The organism is Thioclava sp. GXIMD4216, from assembly GCF_037949285.1.
Lineage (GTDB): Bacteria > Pseudomonadota > Alphaproteobacteria > Rhodobacterales > Rhodobacteraceae > Thioclava > Thioclava litoralis.
In genome coordinates, this window is sequence record NZ_CP149926.1 from 249,373 (window position 1) to 266,129 (window position 16,757).

Below are 16,757 nucleotides of genomic sequence, written 5' to 3' on the forward strand. Positions count from 1 at the left end.
CTTTTGCGACAACTCTGAAAGGGTGTCATGCCGGATCGTCGTTTTCTGAAGGGAAAGAAAGAGCTGAATGCCGAACGGCAGCGCGAGGCAGGGCTTCTGGTCAGCGTCGCGGTGTTCTCGGCTTTCGTGAACCTGCTGATGATGACGGGTCCGATGTTCATGCTGCAGGTCTATGACAGGGTGCTGGCTTCGCGTGCGGAAGAAACGCTGGCCAGCCTGTTCCTGCTGGTGGTGTTTCTTTACACGATCATGGGCACTCTGGATTTTGCCCGCGCCCAACTGATGTCGCATGTGGCCAAACGTATGATGGGCCGTCTGGAATCGCGGGTTTTTGCCGCGGTGCTACGCCGCAATGCGCTCAACCCCGAAGATCTGGTCTCCAGTCTGGGTCTGGCCGATCTGGATGCCGTGCAGAAACTTCTGGGCTCGCGCATTCTGCTGGCCATCTTCGACATGCCTTGGTCACCGCTGTTTTTCATGGCCATCTTCATCTTCCACCCGCTGCTGGGACTTCTGGCATTGGGCGGCGGCGCGGTTCTGATTGCGGTCACCCTGCTCAACCGTCTGGCCACCCGTGGCCTCAGCCGCGAGGCCGCGAAAGCGCAAACCACCTCCAGCAGGCTGGGCACCTATTTGCGCGACGAGGCCGAACTGTTGCAGGCCTTGGGCATGCAGGGCGCCGCCTTCCGGCGCTGGCGCGACAGCCGCAGCCTTGCCACCCAAAGCGAGGCCCGCGCCGCCGACCGCACGAATGGCTTCACCACCTTTACCCGCAGCTTCCGGCAGCTTCTGCAATCCGCCATGCTGGCCCTGGGTGCCTGGGTTGTCTTGCGCGGCGAGATGAGCGCGGGGGCGATGATTGCCGGCTCGATCCTCATGGGGCGCGCCCTCAGCCCCGTGGAAACCGTCATTGGCGGATGGAGCGTCATCATGCGCGCCCGCGACGGCTGGAACCGTCTGCCGGAATTGCTTGATAGCAAGCCCGCCGAAAGCAGCACGATCCCTTCGCGCCCCGCCGCGCGGATCTGGGCAAAAGACCTGACCGTCTTTCCGCCCGGCGCCCGCAAGCCCGCCCTGCGTGCCGTCAGCTTCCGGCTGGAACCCGGACAGGCGCTGGGGGTCATCGGGCCTTCGGGATGCGGCAAGACCACACTGGCACGGACCCTATGCGGCGTCAGGCCGATTGCCGACGGGCATCTGCGTCTGGACCATAATGAACTCGCGCGTTTCCAGTCGGACACGCTGGGCCAGCTTCTGGGGTATCTTCCTCAGAACGTTACGCTTTTCGAGGGCACGATTGCGGAAAACATCGCACGCATGAAAGAGACACCGTCTCTCGATTCGGTGATCGAGGCGGCAAAGCGCGCCGATGCGCATGACATGATCCTTGATCTGCCGGACGGTTACGAGACACGGGTGCAGGGCGCGTCGGGGCCGCTCTCGGGCGGACAGATCCAGCGCATCGGTCTGGCCCGCGCGCTTTACGGCGATCCCGTCCTGCTGATTCTGGACGAGCCGAATGCCAATCTTGATGCCGATGGAAGCGCCGCACTCAACCATGCCATCCGCGAAATGAAGGCGCGGCGGGGCGCGGTGATCGTGATGGCCCATCGTCCGGCGGCCATTACGGAATGCGACATGCTGCTGATGCTGGACCGTGGTCAGGTCCGCGCCTATGGCCCGCGCCAAGAGGTTTTGTCCAAAACCGTGCGAAACGCCAAGGATATCAGCCAGATCGCCAGCTATGACCGGTCCAAAGCCCAGCCCCGTCACGGAGGCCCCCTCTGATGCGCTACGAACCTCAAACCCCGCTCCGGGTGGCCGACCTTTCCAGACGTCTGGCCCAGACCCCTCCCCGCCCGGTGACCCCGGCAAAAAAGCCCGTGCCTTCGGGGCAGATCGCCCCCAAAGACAGCGCCACCAAACGGCTGCTGCTTCTGGGCTATGCGGCGCTGTTCATTCTGGTGGTGATCTTCGGCAGCTGGGCAAGCCTGACAACCATCGCGGGGGCTGTTATCGTTTCCGGCCGTCTGGAATTCGACACGAACCGGCAGGTGGTGCAGCACCCTCAGGGAGGAAGGGTCGAGGAAATCTATGTGCATGACGGCGATAAGGTTGCCGCCGGAGATATTCTGATCCGGCTGGACGGTGGCGACATGCAATCCGATCTCACCATCCTCGAAGACCAGCTGTTCGACCTGCGGGCACGGCGCGCAAGGCTCCAGGCCGAAAGAATTGGCGCAGAGCAGGTGGCCCTGCCCCCTGTTCTGGCCGCGAAAGCCGCCAACCGTGCCGATTTGCGGAAGATCCTGACGGGCCAGTCCACCTTGTTCGATGCCCGCCGCGAAACACTGGCCCAGATGCTGTCCCAGCTGGATCGCAAAGCGCTTCAGGCCGCCAACCGGCTGACAGGGATCGACGCGCAGATCAACGCCATCGGGCAACAGCAAATGCTTCTGTCGCGCGAGTTACAATCGCAAAAAGGCCTTTTTGAACGCGGTCTGACCCAGCGCACACGCATTCTCTCTCTGGAGCGCGAACTGGCCAGTCTTCTCGGACAACGCGGCCAGCTTATCGCACAACGCGCCGAAACCGAGGAAGAGATCACCTCGACCGAAATCCAGAAGCTCCAAGCCACGTCCGAACGCCGCGTCGAAGCCGAGGACCAGCTGCGCGACATCGACCAGAAAGAACTGACCCTGATGGAGCAAACGCGCGATTTGCGAAACAAGATCGCGCTTCTGGACATCCGCGCGCCGATTGACGGGATCGTGCACGAGATGGCCATCACGACCCGTCTGGCCGTACTTCGTCCCGCAGATCCGGTGCTTTATCTTATCCCGCAAGACCGCCCGATGCTGATCGAAATTCGCGTGCCACCCATGAATATTGACGAGATACGGCAGGATCAGGTGGCCTCGCTGCGCCTGCCCAGCCTGCCCTCCCGCGAAACACCCGAACTCTCCGGTCGCGTTCTGCGGATTTCGCCCGACGCATCGGTCGATCCGGCCACATCAACCACCTATTACCGCGCGGAGGTGATGCCCGATGCTGCGGCAGAGGCAGAAATGTCCAAGATGCCGCTTCTGCCGGGCATGCCGGTCGAAGCCTATCTGCGCACCACTGACCGCACGCCCCTCAGCTATATTCTGGCACCTTTCATGAGCTATCTCGAGCATGCCTTCCGCGAAAGTTGAGCTAGAGACGGTTCAGCAATCCAACGGTCGGCCAAGCATCGGCAGGCAACCCCAGAGCGGATTGCGCACCTTGTACGGCGGCCCGCGTCTTGCGGCCCAAGATGCCGTCCACCGTGCCGACATCCGCGCCACGGGCCGAGAGCTTTTCTTGCAAGATCTTGATCTGGGCCTTTGAAAGCCCCGGATCGGGATGGCCCGCCTCGAAAACCGGAGCCCCTTCCAGTCGCGTCGCGAAATAGGCCGCCGTCGTCACATAGACAAAACTCTTATTCCACTCGAACAGAACCTCGAAATTTGGGTAAGCAAGGAAGGCCGGCCCCTTGCGCCCCATCGGCAGGATCACGGCGGCAGACAATGCGGGGTCCAATACGCCATCGCGCGGCACCACCCCCCGCGCGACCCATTCCGAGATGGGCGCCGGGTGATCCAGCCCGGTCCGCGCCCAATCCAGATCATCGGGTAACGTCACCTCTTGCAGCCAAGGCGCGTTCGGTTGCCAGCCCAGATGACGCAGCAGTCTGGCCGCCGACGTCAGAGCATCCGCCGCAGACCCTTTCAAATCGACATGCCCGTCCCCGTCGCCATCCACCCCGTTTTCCAGAATATCCTTGGGCAGCATCTGGACCTGCCCGATCTCGCCCGCCCATGCGCCACGGGTTCGCAAAGGGTCGAAATCCCCCCGCGCATACAGCTTTGCAGCCGCCATGACCTGTGGCAGAAACAGCTGGGGGCGGCGGCAATCATGCGCCAGCGTCAAAAGCGCATCGCGGGTCTTATACGTCCCCTGCACCTGTCCGAAATCGGTTTCCAACCCCCAGAAAGCCAGAAGCACGCCACGTGAAACACCGTAAGTCTGCTCGATGTCTTGCAGCAACGGGCCTTGTTTCACCGCTTGATACGCGCCTGTCTCAAGACGGTTCCGGCTGATCACCCGACGCGCGAAGTCATCGAAATCCAACCGGAACACACCCTGCGCCCGATCCGCTTTCAGAACCTCCGGATCGATACGGGCCCCATGCAGAAATGCCTTCGCCTGAGAATCGCTTAGCCCCTCGGCCTGCAATTCAAGGGTCAGAGTGCTCAGAAAGGTTGTAAAATTGCCGCCACAGCCCGCCGCAGAAAGTGGCGCCGCGGCCACAGAACTTACAACCAGAAAAGAGAAAAACCGGGATTTCATCGTTATTTCCTTAGGTTATCCAAAAGCTTCACATCATCCACGGCTTTGCATCAGGTCAGAAATCTTGTGCGACTTCACTTGATTTTCACCATTAACGGCACAGAATTGATGCCAAGACCGCTCATCCGGAAGATGGAGGACCTGATGGAGTTCTTGCCCAAAGATATTGCCCAAGCCATGCGCGAGGCGCAAACCAAGACCGCGGGCCAACGTACGAGGCTGAGCCTGAAATCGGGCGAAAAAAGCTGGCCGATCCTGCGCCGCTGGCGTGGCGGGCTGGCGCTGAATGCCGATGAGATCGATCATCTTCGCGGCGAAGTCGCCCTGTATGAGGGCATCCGCCACATTGCCACGGGGCTGATCATCGCATCGGAAGTCGAGAATGGCGAACTGATCTGCACGATCAAGCGGGAAACCCCTGTGATGGACCGCGCGCCGCTGGATTTCGTGCGCGATCCCAATGCTCCGGCGGGCTACCTGCCAAGCGCCTGACGGAAATGGCCCCGACGACGGGGCCATTCACCGTTTTATTGCAGGTCCGCAAAGGCCTGCTGCAAGCGCGTGACAGCCTCCTCCACCCGTGCGCGCGGCGTCGCCAGATTGAAGCGCAGGTAAGCCTCGCCGCCTTTGCCGAAGGTCGTGCCGTAATTGGCGGCAATCTGCGCGTCCGTCTCGACCCTGCGGGTGAATTCCTCGCGTGCCATGCCCGTGCCCGAGAAATCGACCCAAGCCAGATAGGTCGCCTCCAGCGGCATCGACCGCAGCCCCGGAATCGCATTCACCGCCTCGTCGAAGATCTGGCGGTTGCCATCCAGATAGGCGCAAAGCGCATCCACCCACTCTGCCCCTTCGGGACTATAGGCCGCCGTCGCCATCGCCATGCCGAAGCTATTGGGCGAGATCCCGAGCGCCCCCATCCGCGCGGCAAAACGCGCCCGCAACGCCGGATCGGCAATGATCACATTGCCAGAATGGGTGCCCGCGATGTTGAAGGTCTTGGTGGTGGCGGTCATCATCACAACCGGAAAATCCCCCGCAACCTTCGCCATCGGCACATGGGTCTGCCCCAGCATCAGCAGATCATGGTGGATCTCGTCCGAAACCAGCACCAGATCATGCTTGCGGGCAAATTCCACCACCTGCGCCAACTCGTCCTGCGTCCAAACCCGACCGCCCGGATTATGCGGCGAACACAGCACCAGCATGCGGGTCTTTGCATCCACAATCCCGTCCCACGCGTCGAAATCCATCTGGTAGCGTCCATCCACCAGCTTCAGCGGACATTCCACAACCTCACGCCCCGCAGCCTTAATCACGCGGGCAAAAGCGTGGTAGACAGGCGTCATCAGCATCACCCCGTCACCTTCCGAGGTAAAGGCATCCACGCAAAGCGCCGTGCCATTGACCAAGCCATGCGTGGTGAAGATCCAGTCGTCCTGCACCTCCCAGCCGTGGCGCGTCTTCATCCACCAGCGGATCGCGGCGTTATACTCGGCATTCCCGCCCCAATAGCCGTAAACGCCCTGACGGGTCATCTCTTCCAGCGCCTTTTGCACGCAGGCGGGCGGGCGGAAATCCATATCGGCGACCCACATCGGAATGCCGGTCTCGGCGGGCACGCCGTAAATGCCCTCCATACTGTCCCATTTCGCGGAATGGGTGCCGCGGCGATCAATGATCTCGTCGAAATCGGGTGTGCTCATGACAACTCTCCTGCATCTATGCCGCGCATCAGACCACCTCTTGGCGCGGGATACAAATGCCCGATTGTACCCTTATAATGCGGGGCCGGGGCCGCTGACCCATTGCCTAAATCTCCACCATCGCCTAAATCGGCCCTATGACCCTACGCCCGATCCTGATCCATCCCGACCCGCGACTGAAGAAGACCTGTGATCCGGTCGCTTCCGTCGATGCAGAAATCCGCAAACTGGCCGATGATATGTTGGCCACGATGTATGACGCCCCCGGTGTTGGCCTTGCCGCGCCGCAGATCGGCGTTTTGCAGCGCGTCTTCGTGATGGATTGCGTGAAGGAAGAAAACGCGGCGCCCCAACCGATGGTGATGATCAACCCCGAGATCACATGGGCCTCGGAAGAGACCAACACCTATGAAGAGGGCTGCCTGTCGATTCCCGATCAATATGCCGAGGTCACCCGCCCGAAACTGGTGCGGATGAAATGGCTGAATATCGACGGCAAGGTCATGGAAGAGGAATTCGACGGGCTTTGGGCCACCTGCGCCCAGCACGAGCTGGATCACCTCGATGGCAAGCTGTTCATCGATTATCTCGGGCCGATGAAGCGCAAGCTGATCACCGCGAAGATGCAAAAGCTCAAACGCGAGCGCGCCCGCGCGCCGAAATCCGACGGGATCATCTAATGGCCGTTCGCAAGTTCATCCCCTTTGAGGACAAGCGCCTTCGCACGGCGGCCGAGCCTGTGGCCGAGATCACCGAGACCGTTCGGATGATCTGGGATGACATGATCGAGACGATGGACGCCATGCCGGGCGTCGGCTTGGCCGCGCCGCAGATCGGGATCATGCTGCGTCTGGCGGTGGTGGATGCGTCCGACAAACGCGGCGAGGCGGTGCGCATGGCCAACCCCGAGGTGCTTCATGCCAGCGTCAAGATGCGCAAGCATGACGAGGCCAGCCCCAATCTTCCGGGCGTCTGGGCGCCGATCGAGCGTCCTCGCGCCGTGACCGTGCGCTTTCTGAACGCCGATGGCGAGATGGAAGAGCGTGATTTTGTGGGCCTTTGGGCGACCTCGGTACAGCACCAGATCGACCATCTGAACGGCAAGACCTATGTGGACCATCTCTCGCCCCTACGCCGCAAGATGCTGATCCAGAAATCGAAGAAACTGAACAAAGGCTAAGGTTATGCGCGTCGTCTTCATGGGCACCCCCGAGTTTTCTGTGCCGGTGCTCGAGGCACTGGCGCGCGAACATGACGTCATCGCCGCCTATTCCCAGCCGCCGCGCCCTGCGGGCCGTGGCAAGAAGCTGCGCCCCTCGCCGGTTCAGGCACGGGCGGAAGAGCTGGGGATCGAGACGCGCACCCCTTTGAATTTCAAGGATGACGCCGACCGTCAGGCCTTTGCCGACTTGAAGGCCGATGTGGCCGTGGTGGTGGCCTATGGGCTGATCCTGCCGCAGGGTATTCTGGATGCGCCCGCGCAGGGCTGTCTGAATATCCATGCCTCGCTTCTGCCGCGCTGGCGCGGCGCGGCCCCCATTCACCGCGCGATCATGGCCGGAGACGCCGAGACAGGCATCTGTATCATGCAGATGGAGGCGGGGCTCGACACCGGCCCCGTGCGCCTGCGCCGCGCCACCGAAATCGGCGCGACAGAGACCACAGGCGAACTTCACGACCGGCTGTCGGTCATGGGGGCTTCGATGATCATCGAGGCGCTGGAAGGGCTTGCCGATCTGCCGATAGAGGTTCAGCCGGAAGATGGCGTGACCTATGCCTCCAAGATCGACAAGGCCGAGGCGCGGATCGATTGGGCCGCCCCCGCCGAAGAGATCACCCGCAAGATCAACGGGCTCTCCCCCTTCCCCGGCGCGTGGTGCGAGATCAACGGCGAGCGCGTCAAACTGCTGCGCGCCGCGCAGGTGGCGGGGTCGGGTGAGGCGGGTCAGGTGCTGGATGGCTTTACCATCGCGGGCAGCACCGGCGCGGTCGAGGTTCTGGAGGCCCAGCGGGCCGGCAAGAAACCGGTGAGCGCGGCGCAGGTGCTTCAGGCACTGCCCCTTCCCGAGCGCCTCGACTGATCCGATGTTCGGCCTGCTGATCGCCCCTCTGACCGCCCTGACCTCCCGCCTGCTCGGGGTGGTTCTGGTCGTGGCGCTATGGTTGATCTCGCGGCCTGGCGGGTGGGCCGTGTTGGTCGTGCTGATTCTGGTGGGTGTCAAGCTGCTGCCCGAACCGGCCTCTCACCCCGATGTGACCTCTCCCGCCCCTGTTACACCCTCCGCCCAGCCTTAAATCGGAACCAAAGGAGCGGATCATGCCTATTGCCATTTTTCTTGCGGTGTTCATTTTCATCGGCCTCCTGTGGTATCGCAGGCGTAATCCCTGCCGATGGGAACGGGTGGGCGGCAAAGGCACGCTGAAGCAATTCCGCTGCAAGACATGCGGGGCCGTCGCTTATTCGGCCCGCTATGACGGGCCCGAGCAATGCAAGAAGGGGCTCGAGCCTCCGGCGCTGTAGCCATTGGCAAGGATCTGCGCATCGGGCGGCGCGGATCTCACAACAGGGAACCTGCCAGCTTCCCCGACGTTTTACCGTCAAATCTCAGTCGAGAGGAGACGACAATGTCACAGACCCCTACACCTCCGCCGCGCCGCGATGGCGGGCTGTATTTCATCCTCGGGGCCATCGTCGTGGCTTTGGGGGTGTTGATGTGGTACATCATGGGTTCGCCCGGTGATCAGAGCGCAACCCCTCCTTCGGGCGCCGGAGATGTGTCCATTACCAATGAGGTCGCGCCGCAATCCGACCCCGCGCCCCAAACGCAGGACAACAAGGAACCTCCGGCGCAGGTGGATGTCGCGCCTGATGCCGATAATGGCACCCAACCGCAGGCAAACTGATCATATAGCTGCAAAAAGGCCCGCGATTGGCGGGCCTTTTCCACTGAGGCTTGTCCGGACGTTTCTCGTGAAACAGTCAGATATGGCGGATTTCAGCCAGAATTGCCTGCGCCGCGGCCTTGGGGTCTTCGGCCTGCCAGATCGGACGACCGACCACAAGATGATCCGCACCGGCGGACAGGGCAGATGCGGGCGTATCGACCCGTTTCTGGTCTCCCAAAGCCGCCCCCGCCGGACGCACGCCAGGCGTGACGATCAGCTTGCCTTCCGCTTGCGGCAGCGCGCGGATCATCGCCGCCTCGCGCGGCGAGGCGATCACGCCATCCGCACCCGCCTCCAGCGCACGGGCCGCCCGCTCGGTTACCAGATCGGCAATATCGCCCGGCTGGATCAACGCCGCATCCAGATCGGCACGGTCCAGCGATGTCAGGATGGTCACCGCCAGAATTTTGAGATCTTTGCCCGACGCGCCCTCTTTGGCGGCGCGCACCACATGGGGGTCGCCATGCACGGTCAGGAAATCCAGATCGAACTGGGCAATTCCGCGCACGGCATTCTCAACGGTCGCGCCGATATCGAAGAATTTCATATCGAGAAAGATGCGCTTGCCATGTTCCTGCTTGAGCTCATTGGCAAGAGCCAGCCCGCCGCCGGTCAGCATCCCCAGACCGATTTTATAAAACGACACGCTATCGCCCAGCTTCTGGGCCAGATCCAGCGCCGCCAGCGCATTGGGCACATCCAGTGCGACAATCAGACGGTCATCTGCGGGAAGTAGGGCAGTCATGCGGCATCTCCTGTGGGTTTGCACCCCGATGCGCAAGCCAGCCTCAAAAATCAAGCCCCGAGGCCCCGCGAACGGAAAAATCGCATAAAATTTCCTGTGCCGAGAGCCGCCGGGAAGGCCGCAACGTCAGATACGGGACTTGACCGGCGTCAAGGCATGCACCCGAAGGCGATGCATCATGACCAGACCCATAAAGGTTAAGGCGGCGAGGAAGGGCAGATAATGCAGCACAGTCATGATGTCTCTCCTGTTCCTGATGTCTCATCCTACGGGCGAGACATTTACGGAACCTTGCCAGGGCCCAAACAGTTCCCCAAACACGTCGCCTAAGGCGAAATATTTCAATTTGGTCGAGGCCGGTCCCTTGAATACGCATAGAAACCCACCCAATTATTCGATGAGACCCGACCAGATATGTGCCGCTTACGGGCATATCGATTTTCGGGGGCTTTAGAAAAGGAGATACCCGATGAACATGGAAAAGTTCACGGAGCGTTCGCGCGGCTTCCTTCAATCTGCGCAAACCATTGCAATGCGGGAAGGCCATCAACGTGTGGTGCCCGAACATCTGCTCAAAGCACTGATGGATGACGATCAGGGGCTGTCGGCCAACCTGATCAACCGTGCCGGCGGTGATGCCGCACGCGTGACCGATGCGGTCAATCAAGCCGTTGAAAAACTGCCCAAAGTTTCGGGTGGCGATGGTCAGACCTATGTCGAGCAATCGCTGGTGCGCGTGCTGGACGAGGCCGAGAAGATTGCCAAGAAAGCCGGTGACAGCTTTGTTCCGGTCGAACGGATCCTGATGGCGCTGGCTGTCGTCAATACCCGCGCGAAAGACGCGCTGGATGCAGGGGCTGTGACCGCACAGAAACTCAACACCGCCATCAACGACCTGCGCAAAGGCCGCACGGCCGATAGTGCCTCTGCCGAAGATGGCTATGAGGCGCTGAAAAAATATGCCCGCGACCTGACCGAGGCCGCTGCGGAAGGCAAGATCGACCCGATCATCGGGCGCGACGACGAAATCCGCCGCACGATGCAGGTCCTCTCGCGCCGCACCAAGAACAACCCTGTGTTGATCGGGGAACCGGGCGTGGGGAAAACCGCGATTGCCGAAGGGCTTGCGCTGCGCATCATCAATGGTGACGTGCCGGAATCCCTGCGCGACAAACGGCTTCTGGCGCTGGATATGGGCGCGCTGATTGCCGGTGCGAAATATCGCGGCGAATTCGAGGAACGCCTGAAATCCATCCTCAAAGAGGTCGAAGCCGCCGCCGGCGAAATCATCCTCTTCATCGACGAAATGCACACGCTTGTGGGCGCGGGCAAATCCGATGGGGCGATGGATGCGGCCAATCTGATCAAACCGGCGCTTGCGCGGGGCGAGCTGCATTGCGTTGGCGCCACCACTCTGGATGAATACCGCAAATATGTGGAAAAAGACGCAGCCCTTGCGCGGCGTTTCCAGCCGGTGATGGTGGAAGAGCCGACCGTCGAGGATACGATCTCGATCCTGCGCGGCATTAAGGAGAAATACGAACTCCACCACGGGGTGCGGATCTCTGACTCGGCGCTTGTGTCGGCGGCAACGCTCTCGCATCGCTATATCACCGACCGTTTCCTGCCCGATAAGGCCATCGATCTGGTCGATGAGGCAGCATCGCGCCTGCGGATGGAAGTCGATTCCAAGCCCGAAGAACTCGATGCGCTGGATCGCCAGATCCTGCAGGCGCAGATCGAGGCCGAGGCGCTAAAGAAAGAAGATGACGCCGCAAGCCAGGACCGTCTTGAAAAGCTCGAGAAAGAACTCTCGGAGCTGCAGGAACGCTCTGCCGGGATGACCGCCAAATGGCAGGCCGAACGTGACAAGCTGGAATCCAGCCGCGTGCTGAAAGAACAGCTGGACCGCGCACGGGCGGAACTGGAAGGTGCCAAACGCGAAGGCAATTTCGCCAAAGCCGGCGAGCTGCAATATGGCCGTATACCGGATCTGGAGAAACAGCTCTCCGAGGCCGAGGCGTCGGAAGATGTCATGGTGGAAGAGGCCGTGCGCCCCGAGCAGATCGCCGAGGTTGTCGAACGCTGGACCGGCATCCCGACCTCGAAAATGCTCGAGGGCGAGCGCGAGAAGCTGCTGAAAATGGAGGAAGAGCTCCATAAGCGGGTGATCGGGCAGGATGCGGCCGTGACAGCCGTGGCCAATGCGGTGCGCCGTGCGCGTGCGGGCCTGAATGACGAGAACCGCCCGCTGGGGTCCTTCCTGTTCCTCGGCCCGACCGGTGTGGGGAAAACCGAGCTGACCAAGGCCGTGGCCAATTATCTCTTTGATGATGATCAGGCGATGGTGCGCATCGACATGTCGGAATTCATGGAGAAACACGCCGTGTCGCGTCTGATCGGCGCCCCTCCGGGCTATGTCGGCTATGACGAAGGCGGGGTTCTGACCGAAGCCGTGCGCCGCCGCCCCTATCAGGTGGTGCTGTTCGACGAGGTCGAAAAGGCGCATCCCGATGTGTTCAACGTGCTTCTGCAGGTGCTGGACGATGGCGTGCTGACCGATGGCCAAGGCCGGACGGTGGACTTCAAACAGACGCTGATCGTGCTGACTTCGAACCTCGGCTCGCAGGCGCTGAGCACCCTGCCGGACGGATCGGATGCGGCACAGGCCAAAGCGCAGGTGATGGATGCGGTACGGGCGCACTTCCGCCCCGAATTCCTGAACCGGCTGGACGAGATGGTCATCTTCGACCGCCTCTCGCGCGAGAATATGGACGGTATCGTGACGGTACAGCTCGCACGGCTCGAAACCCGCCTGGGCCACCGCAAAATCGGACTGGCGCTCGATGATGCCGCGCGCACCTGGCTAGCCGACAAGGGCTACGATCCGGTCTATGGCGCACGCCCGCTGAAACGGGTGATCCAGCGCTATCTGCAGGACCCGCTGGCCAACCTGATCCTGTCTGGTGAAGTCCTTGACGGGTCCACCGTGACGGTCACCGCCGGAGCGGACGGACTTTCTGTCGGGGGGCACATCGTGCCTCCGGGGGACAACGCCCCCCTCAGCGCTTCGCTACATTAATCGGAGAGGCGGCGATACAAGTCGCCGCCTTTCCCACAACCGCGGAGGGGGCTCTGCCCCCGCTGCCTGCGGCAGCCCCCCGGGATATTTTCAGCAGCTGGATCTATAAGGTGGGTTTCCAGCTGCAAGAAATATCCTCAGGGGTGAATTGGCCCCAAGGGCCAAGAGGGGCGCGAGCGCCCCTCCTTCTTTTGCCTTTTGAGGGATATCATGGCGACGCTTTGCAGATCCTGCCTTGCACATTATCCCGATAACTTTCGGGGGCGTTGCCCGCGCTGTCGCCGCGATGGCCTTGTCTGCCATGACGAGATTTTCTCTCTGGGCATTGCCCATATGGATTGCGACAGTTTCTATGCTTCGGTCGAAAAACGGGATAACCCGTCCCTGGCCGCCAAGCCTCTGATTGTTGGCGGCGGCACGCGGGGGGTTGTCACGACCTGTTGCTACGTGGCGCGGATCTATGGTGTACGGTCTGCCATGCCGATGTTTCAGGCGCGCAAACTATGTCCGGATGCCGTTATTCTTCCCCCACGCATCTCCTATTATGCCGAGGTATCGCGCGAGATCCGGGCCAAGATGACAAGGCTAACGCCGCTGATCGAGCCGCTCTCGCTCGATGAGGCCTTTCTGGATCTGACGGGGACCGAGAAGCTTCATGGTATGACGGCCGCGGAGTGTCTGGCGCGGCTGGCCAACGAGATCGAGAACGAGATTGGCGTGACGATTTCGGTGGGGCTTAGCCACAACAAGTTTCTTGCCAAGATTGCGTCCGATCTCGATAAGCCGCGCGGATTTTCGGTGATCGGCAAATCCGAGACAGCCGCATTTTTGCAAGATAAGCCCGTCAGTATTCTATGGGGGGTCGGCGCGGCGACACGTCAGGCCTTGGGACAGGCAGGTATCCGGACCCTGAACGACATCCGCCGGATCGGGCGGGATGACATGCTCCGGCGGTTTGGCGGTCAGGGTATGCGGCTTTGGTCATTGGCGCAGGGCGAGGACAGCCGCAAAGTGATACCGGATGCGCCGGTCAAGTCCGTCTCGAACGAAACAACCTTCTCGCAGGACCTCAGTGACCGTGACGCGCTGCTGGCTCAATTATGGCACATGTCCGAAAAGACGGCGGCGCGGATGAAGGCCAAGGAACTGGCGGGCAGCATCGTGACGCTCAAGCTGAAAAGATCCGATTTCTCGACCATCACCCGCCAGTTGCCGCTGGAAGACCCGAGCCAGCTGGCCGATACGCTGTTTCACGTGGGACGGCGGCTGTTTGATACCCTGCCCTCCGGCACGGCCTATCGGCTGATCGGCATCGGATATTCGGGTCTGCGCCCGGCGCAGGCGGGCGATCCTGTCGGCGACCTTCTGGACCCCGATGCCGGACAGCGGGCCAAGCTGGAGCGGGCCACCGATGCGATCCGCGCGAAATTCGGCGCTACGGCCATCCGGACCGGACGCGGGCTGGATCTGGACCCGAAAGACTAGCTATTCCGCCGCAAGAGAGCCGGACTGGCGCGGACGGCCGATATCCGCGATACGGGTCAGCACCCCGTCCATAAGCACCTGAAACTCGGGAAAATCCGCACGTCGTTCGATTCGCGCTTCATCCATGTAGAGCGCGCGGTTGATTTCGATCTGCACCGCATGGCGGCCCAGGTTCGGCTGACCATAGGTTTTCGCGATATATGCCCCGGCAAAAGGCGCATTCCGGCTGACAGAAAGGCCGGTCTCGGCAAATGCCGCCTCGATTCCCTCGACGATTCGCTCCGATGCCGAACTGCCATAGCGATCCCCGATCACAATCTCGGGGCGCCGCAAGCCGAATGCTTCAATCGCCTCGCTGGGCATGGAATGCAGATCAACCAGAATCGCTTCGCCAAAAATAGCGTGCACATCCTCCATCAGGCTCGCAATCCGGCCATGCCAGGGCTCCCAGATATCATCAAGGCGATTCTGGGCCTCTTCGACACTGATCTTGCCGCGCAAGATTGCGCGACCGCCCGAAACCACGCGGGGAATCACGCCAAGACCGGCGGCCACGCGACTTCCGCTGCCCCGATGGCGCAGCCCGTCGATGATTCCCGGATCAAGCTCGTCTTTCGCACGATTGAGATCGAGATAGGCACGCGGATAGGTCGCGGCGATGGAACAGGCCCCGAGATCAGGGGCCAAGCGCATGAAATCATCCACAAAAGCATCTTCTGACGACCTGAGGCGCAGCAGATCCAACGCTGTATTCTGTTTAAAATCAGATGGATAATAGCGCCCAGAATGCGGCGACGAAAAAATGACAGAAGTCCGGACCGGATCGGGCACGGACAGTTTGAATGCCGGAAGATCATGTTTCATGGATGGTCATGAACCCTCTTTATGATGCCCGCAGTGTAGCGCAATGCATTTTCTCGTCAAAACCCTCTTGCGCGTCTCGCGAACACCTTTTATAGACCCCTCCACACCGATGAGGTGAACCGGAAGATCGAGGTTCTGGACAGGCACAAGCCTGAGACAAAATCCGGTCGAAGGCAAATCAAATCGGAGCGTGGGCGGTTAGCTCAGCGGTAGAGCACTACGTTGACATCGTAGTGGCCACTGGTTCGATCCCAGTACCGCCCACCATTCTATTTCGCCGCCCCTTCGGCCTGGCTGTCGGGGCTTTTTGCTTTCAAGGCGCACGCGCGCCGCGACAAGGAGATACGACCATGAAGGTTCGCAACTCGCTCCGCTCGCTCAAGCAGCGTCATCGCGATTGCCAAATCGTGCGCCGCAAGGGCCGCGTTTACGTGATCAACAAGACGCAGCGTCGTTTCAAAGCCCGTCAGGGCTGAGACGACCGAGCCATCGGCAAGATCAAACCGCAAGGGAAACCTTGCGGTTTTTCTTTTGCCATCTCGCTTTTCTTGCAAAATCCTGCTGTGAAAAATCCTGCCGGACGGGTGGATTTTTGATAGCCCCATGCGCGCTCTTCTGATTCAATGGTGATAGGCCGATTAAGGAACGCACTGCCATGCTGACCCTTCTTCTACATCGCCAATGCGCCCGCGATTTCTACCGTGTGGACGTGTGCGACAATCTTTTTGGTGAATACACCGTCCAGCGCGAATGGGGGCGCCACGGCCGCGCTACAGGAATGCGCAGCGTGCTTTTCTCGAACCTTCGAGATGCGGTTCAGGCCGCTGATACATGGCGCATGCAGGCCGCCCGCAAGGGCTATGCCCTAACCGAGGCAGCCGCCTCCTGAAAGCCCCTCAGAACGGCGCTTCGGCACTAAAGGACATATGCATCCCACCATCGGGATGACGCAGCCGCAGCGTATGGGCATGAAGCATAAGGCGCGGATAGGCCTGTGCCTCTCCCTCGGCATAAAGCGGATCCCCCAGAATGGGATGCCCCAGCGACTGGCAATGGACCCGAAGCTGGTGGCTCCGGCCTGTCAACGGCATCAGCCGCACCCGCGTCGTCCCGTCGGGATCATGGCGCAGCACTTTCCAGTCGGTCTGGGCGGGTTTGCCGTTCTCGTGATCCACATGCTGGCGCGGGCGGTTCGGCCAATCAACGATCAACGGCAGGTCGACACGCCCCGCTTTCGGCTCCAGATGGCCCCAGAGCCGCGCCAGATACGCCTTTTTGGTCTGGCGGTGCTCGAATTGCAGCCCCAGGTGCCGTTGCGCATGGGGGGTAAGCGCAAAGACCATCACCCCCGAGGTATCGCAATCGAGACGATGCACGAGCAGGATCTCGGGGTAGGAATGACGCAGGCGCGCAATCAGGCAGTCCGCCTTTTCCGGCCCCTTGCCTGGCACCGACAGCAAGCCGGACGGCTTGTCGACCACCAGAATTTCATGGTCGGCATGCAGGATCGTGACGGGGTCGGTTGGCGGATCATAGCGATACATCATAAAGGTCGCTT

Annotated in this window: 19 protein-coding genes and 1 tRNA gene; 14 read left to right on the forward strand and 6 right to left on the reverse strand. The window is 61.2% G+C overall.

Annotated features, from left to right (window positions below; translation table 11 throughout):
* Positions 1-27: 27 nt before the first annotated feature.
* Both WDB88_RS01300 and WDB88_RS01305 read left to right on the forward strand, forming a co-directional pair.
* Positions 28-1,788 (forward strand): type I secretion system permease/ATPase, encoded by a 1,761-nt coding sequence (locus WDB88_RS01300; RefSeq protein WP_339108413.1) that lies wholly within the window; start codon positions 28-30, stop codon positions 1,786-1,788.
* Positions 1,788-3,197 (forward strand): HlyD family type I secretion periplasmic adaptor subunit, encoded by a 1,410-nt coding sequence (locus WDB88_RS01305; RefSeq protein ID WP_339108414.1) that lies wholly within the window; start codon positions 1,788-1,790, stop codon positions 3,195-3,197. The genes WDB88_RS01300 and WDB88_RS01305 overlap by 1 nt, the downstream gene beginning before the upstream one ends.
* Before the next feature lies 1 nt (position 3,198).
* On the opposite strand, the gene WDB88_RS01310 is transcribed toward WDB88_RS01305, so the two are convergent.
* Positions 3,199-4,374, reverse strand: a complete 1,176-nt coding sequence (locus WDB88_RS01310; protein WP_339108415.1) for a lytic murein transglycosylase — start codon at positions 4,372-4,374, stop codon at positions 3,199-3,201.
* Between the two features lie 144 nt (positions 4,375-4,518).
* Between WDB88_RS01310 and WDB88_RS01315 the strand changes: the two genes are divergently transcribed.
* The gene (locus tag WDB88_RS01315; protein ID WP_339108416.1) at positions 4,519-4,866 is read left to right on the forward strand and encodes a hypothetical protein; all 348 of its coding nucleotides are present in this window, start codon (positions 4,519-4,521) and stop codon (positions 4,864-4,866) included.
* Positions 4,867-4,901: 35 nt separating this feature from the next.
* On the opposite strand, the gene WDB88_RS01320 is transcribed toward WDB88_RS01315, so the two are convergent.
* A complete protein-coding gene (locus tag WDB88_RS01320; RefSeq protein ID WP_339108417.1) occupies positions 4,902-6,077 on the reverse strand; it encodes a MalY/PatB family protein in 1,176 nt (391 codons plus the stop codon).
* 137 nt (positions 6,078-6,214) lie between these two features.
* Here WDB88_RS01320 and def (WDB88_RS01325) point away from each other — a divergent pair, with 137 nt between their 5' ends.
* The 6 genes from def (WDB88_RS01325) (at position 6,215) to WDB88_RS01350 (ending at position 8,981) form a co-directional block, all read left to right on the forward strand.
* The gene (def, locus tag WDB88_RS01325) at positions 6,215-6,757 is read left to right on the forward strand and encodes a peptide deformylase (RefSeq protein WP_339108418.1); all 543 of its coding nucleotides are present in this window, start codon (positions 6,215-6,217) and stop codon (positions 6,755-6,757) included.
* Positions 6,757-7,257 (forward strand): peptide deformylase, encoded by a 501-nt coding sequence (gene def / locus WDB88_RS01330; protein ID WP_339108419.1) that lies wholly within the window; start codon positions 6,757-6,759, stop codon positions 7,255-7,257. Before def (WDB88_RS01325) ends, def (WDB88_RS01330) begins: the two co-directional genes overlap by 1 nt.
* Positions 7,258-7,261: 4 nt before the next feature.
* Complete coding sequence (gene fmt, locus WDB88_RS01335; protein ID WP_339108420.1) at positions 7,262-8,158, forward strand: methionyl-tRNA formyltransferase; 897 nt, start codon at positions 7,262-7,264, stop codon at positions 8,156-8,158.
* Between the two features lie 4 nt (positions 8,159-8,162).
* The gene (locus tag WDB88_RS01340) at positions 8,163-8,372 is read left to right on the forward strand and encodes a hypothetical protein (RefSeq protein WP_339108421.1); all 210 of its coding nucleotides are present in this window, start codon (positions 8,163-8,165) and stop codon (positions 8,370-8,372) included.
* Positions 8,373-8,394: 22 nt separating this feature from the next.
* A complete protein-coding gene (locus WDB88_RS01345) occupies positions 8,395-8,598 on the forward strand; it encodes a hypothetical protein (RefSeq protein WP_339108422.1) in 204 nt (67 codons plus the stop codon).
* A gap of 104 nt (positions 8,599-8,702) precedes the next feature.
* Complete coding sequence (locus tag WDB88_RS01350; RefSeq protein ID WP_339108423.1) at positions 8,703-8,981, forward strand: hypothetical protein; 279 nt, start codon at positions 8,703-8,705, stop codon at positions 8,979-8,981.
* 76 nt (positions 8,982-9,057) lie between these two features.
* Here WDB88_RS01350 and pyrF read toward each other — a convergent pair whose 3' ends face one another.
* Positions 9,058-9,768 (reverse strand): orotidine-5'-phosphate decarboxylase, encoded by a 711-nt coding sequence (pyrF, locus tag WDB88_RS01355; RefSeq protein WP_339108424.1) that lies wholly within the window; start codon positions 9,766-9,768, stop codon positions 9,058-9,060.
* Between the two features lie 469 nt (positions 9,769-10,237).
* On the opposite strand from pyrF, the gene clpB reads away from it, so the two are divergent.
* Positions 10,238-12,850 (forward strand): ATP-dependent chaperone ClpB, encoded by a 2,613-nt coding sequence (clpB, locus tag WDB88_RS01360; RefSeq protein ID WP_339108425.1) that lies wholly within the window; start codon positions 10,238-10,240, stop codon positions 12,848-12,850.
* Positions 12,851-13,060: 210 nt separating this feature from the next.
* Entirely contained in the window at positions 13,061-14,335 is a 1,275-nt protein-coding gene (locus tag WDB88_RS01365; RefSeq protein ID WP_339108426.1) for a DNA polymerase IV, read from the forward strand.
* Here WDB88_RS01365 and WDB88_RS01370 read toward each other — a convergent pair whose 3' ends face one another.
* Entirely contained in the window at positions 14,336-15,199 is an 864-nt protein-coding gene (locus WDB88_RS01370) for an N-formylglutamate amidohydrolase (RefSeq protein ID WP_339108427.1), read from the reverse strand.
* A 192-nt stretch (positions 15,200-15,391) separates the two neighbouring features.
* On the opposite strand from WDB88_RS01370, the gene WDB88_RS01375 reads away from it, so the two are divergent.
* Together WDB88_RS01375 and ykgO are read left to right on the forward strand one after the other, a co-directional pair.
* A tRNA-Val gene (locus WDB88_RS01375) sits at positions 15,392-15,466 on the forward strand.
* Between the two features lie 83 nt (positions 15,467-15,549).
* On the forward strand, positions 15,550-15,675 hold the full coding sequence (gene ykgO, locus WDB88_RS01380; RefSeq protein ID WP_096433353.1) for a type B 50S ribosomal protein L36: 126 nt from the start codon (positions 15,550-15,552) through the stop codon (positions 15,673-15,675).
* Positions 15,676-15,697: 22 nt separating this feature from the next.
* On the opposite strand, the gene WDB88_RS01385 is transcribed toward ykgO, so the two are convergent.
* Positions 15,698-15,856: a hypothetical protein gene (locus WDB88_RS01385; protein ID WP_339108428.1), complete on the reverse strand. Its 159-nt coding sequence runs from the start codon at positions 15,854-15,856 to the stop codon at positions 15,698-15,700.
* Here WDB88_RS01385 and WDB88_RS01390 point away from each other — a divergent pair.
* Positions 15,855-16,088, forward strand: coding sequence for a WGR domain-containing protein (locus WDB88_RS01390; protein ID WP_339108429.1), 234 nt, complete (start codon positions 15,855-15,857; stop codon positions 16,086-16,088). The genes WDB88_RS01385 and WDB88_RS01390 overlap by 2 nt on opposite strands.
* A gap of 7 nt (positions 16,089-16,095) precedes the next feature.
* Here the strand turns inward: WDB88_RS01390 and WDB88_RS01395 are convergent, their stop codons facing one another.
* Positions 16,096-16,746, reverse strand: a complete 651-nt coding sequence (locus WDB88_RS01395) for a pseudouridine synthase (RefSeq protein WP_339108430.1) — start codon at positions 16,744-16,746, stop codon at positions 16,096-16,098.
* Positions 16,747-16,757 lie beyond the last annotated feature (11 nt).

Coding starts and splice junctions, on each gene's coding strand:
- WDB88_RS01300 (WP_339108413.1), top strand. CDS start 28: ATGCCGGATCGTCGTTTTCTGAAGGGAAAGAAAGAGCTGAATGCCGAA.
- WDB88_RS01305 (WP_339108414.1), top strand. CDS start 1,788: ATGCGCTACGAACCTCAAACCCCGCTCCGGGTGGCCGACCTTTCCAGA.
- WDB88_RS01310 (WP_339108415.1), bottom strand. CDS start 4,374: ATGAAATCCCGGTTTTTCTCTTTTCTGGTTGTAAGTTCTGTGGCCGCG.
- WDB88_RS01315 (WP_339108416.1), top strand. CDS start 4,519: ATGGAGTTCTTGCCCAAAGATATTGCCCAAGCCATGCGCGAGGCGCAA.
- WDB88_RS01320 (WP_339108417.1), bottom strand. CDS start 6,077: ATGAGCACACCCGATTTCGACGAGATCATTGATCGCCGCGGCACCCAT.
- def (WP_339108418.1), top strand. CDS start 6,215: ATGACCCTACGCCCGATCCTGATCCATCCCGACCCGCGACTGAAGAAG.
- def (WP_339108419.1), top strand. CDS start 6,757: ATGGCCGTTCGCAAGTTCATCCCCTTTGAGGACAAGCGCCTTCGCACG.
- fmt (WP_339108420.1), top strand. CDS start 7,262: ATGCGCGTCGTCTTCATGGGCACCCCCGAGTTTTCTGTGCCGGTGCTC.
- WDB88_RS01340 (WP_339108421.1), top strand. CDS start 8,163: ATGTTCGGCCTGCTGATCGCCCCTCTGACCGCCCTGACCTCCCGCCTG.
- WDB88_RS01345 (WP_339108422.1), top strand. CDS start 8,395: ATGCCTATTGCCATTTTTCTTGCGGTGTTCATTTTCATCGGCCTCCTG.
- WDB88_RS01350 (WP_339108423.1), top strand. CDS start 8,703: ATGTCACAGACCCCTACACCTCCGCCGCGCCGCGATGGCGGGCTGTAT.
- pyrF (WP_339108424.1), bottom strand. CDS start 9,768: ATGACTGCCCTACTTCCCGCAGATGACCGTCTGATTGTCGCACTGGAT.
- clpB (WP_339108425.1), top strand. CDS start 10,238: ATGAACATGGAAAAGTTCACGGAGCGTTCGCGCGGCTTCCTTCAATCT.
- WDB88_RS01365 (WP_339108426.1), top strand. CDS start 13,061: ATGGCGACGCTTTGCAGATCCTGCCTTGCACATTATCCCGATAACTTT.
- WDB88_RS01370 (WP_339108427.1), bottom strand. CDS start 15,199: ATGAAACATGATCTTCCGGCATTCAAACTGTCCGTGCCCGATCCGGTC.
- ykgO (WP_096433353.1), top strand. CDS start 15,550: ATGAAGGTTCGCAACTCGCTCCGCTCGCTCAAGCAGCGTCATCGCGAT.
- WDB88_RS01390 (WP_339108429.1), top strand. CDS start 15,855: ATGCTGACCCTTCTTCTACATCGCCAATGCGCCCGCGATTTCTACCGT.
- WDB88_RS01385 (WP_339108428.1), bottom strand. CDS start 15,856: ATGGCAGTGCGTTCCTTAATCGGCCTATCACCATTGAATCAGAAGAGC.
- WDB88_RS01395 (WP_339108430.1), bottom strand. CDS start 16,746: ATGATGTATCGCTATGATCCGCCAACCGACCCCGTCACGATCCTGCAT.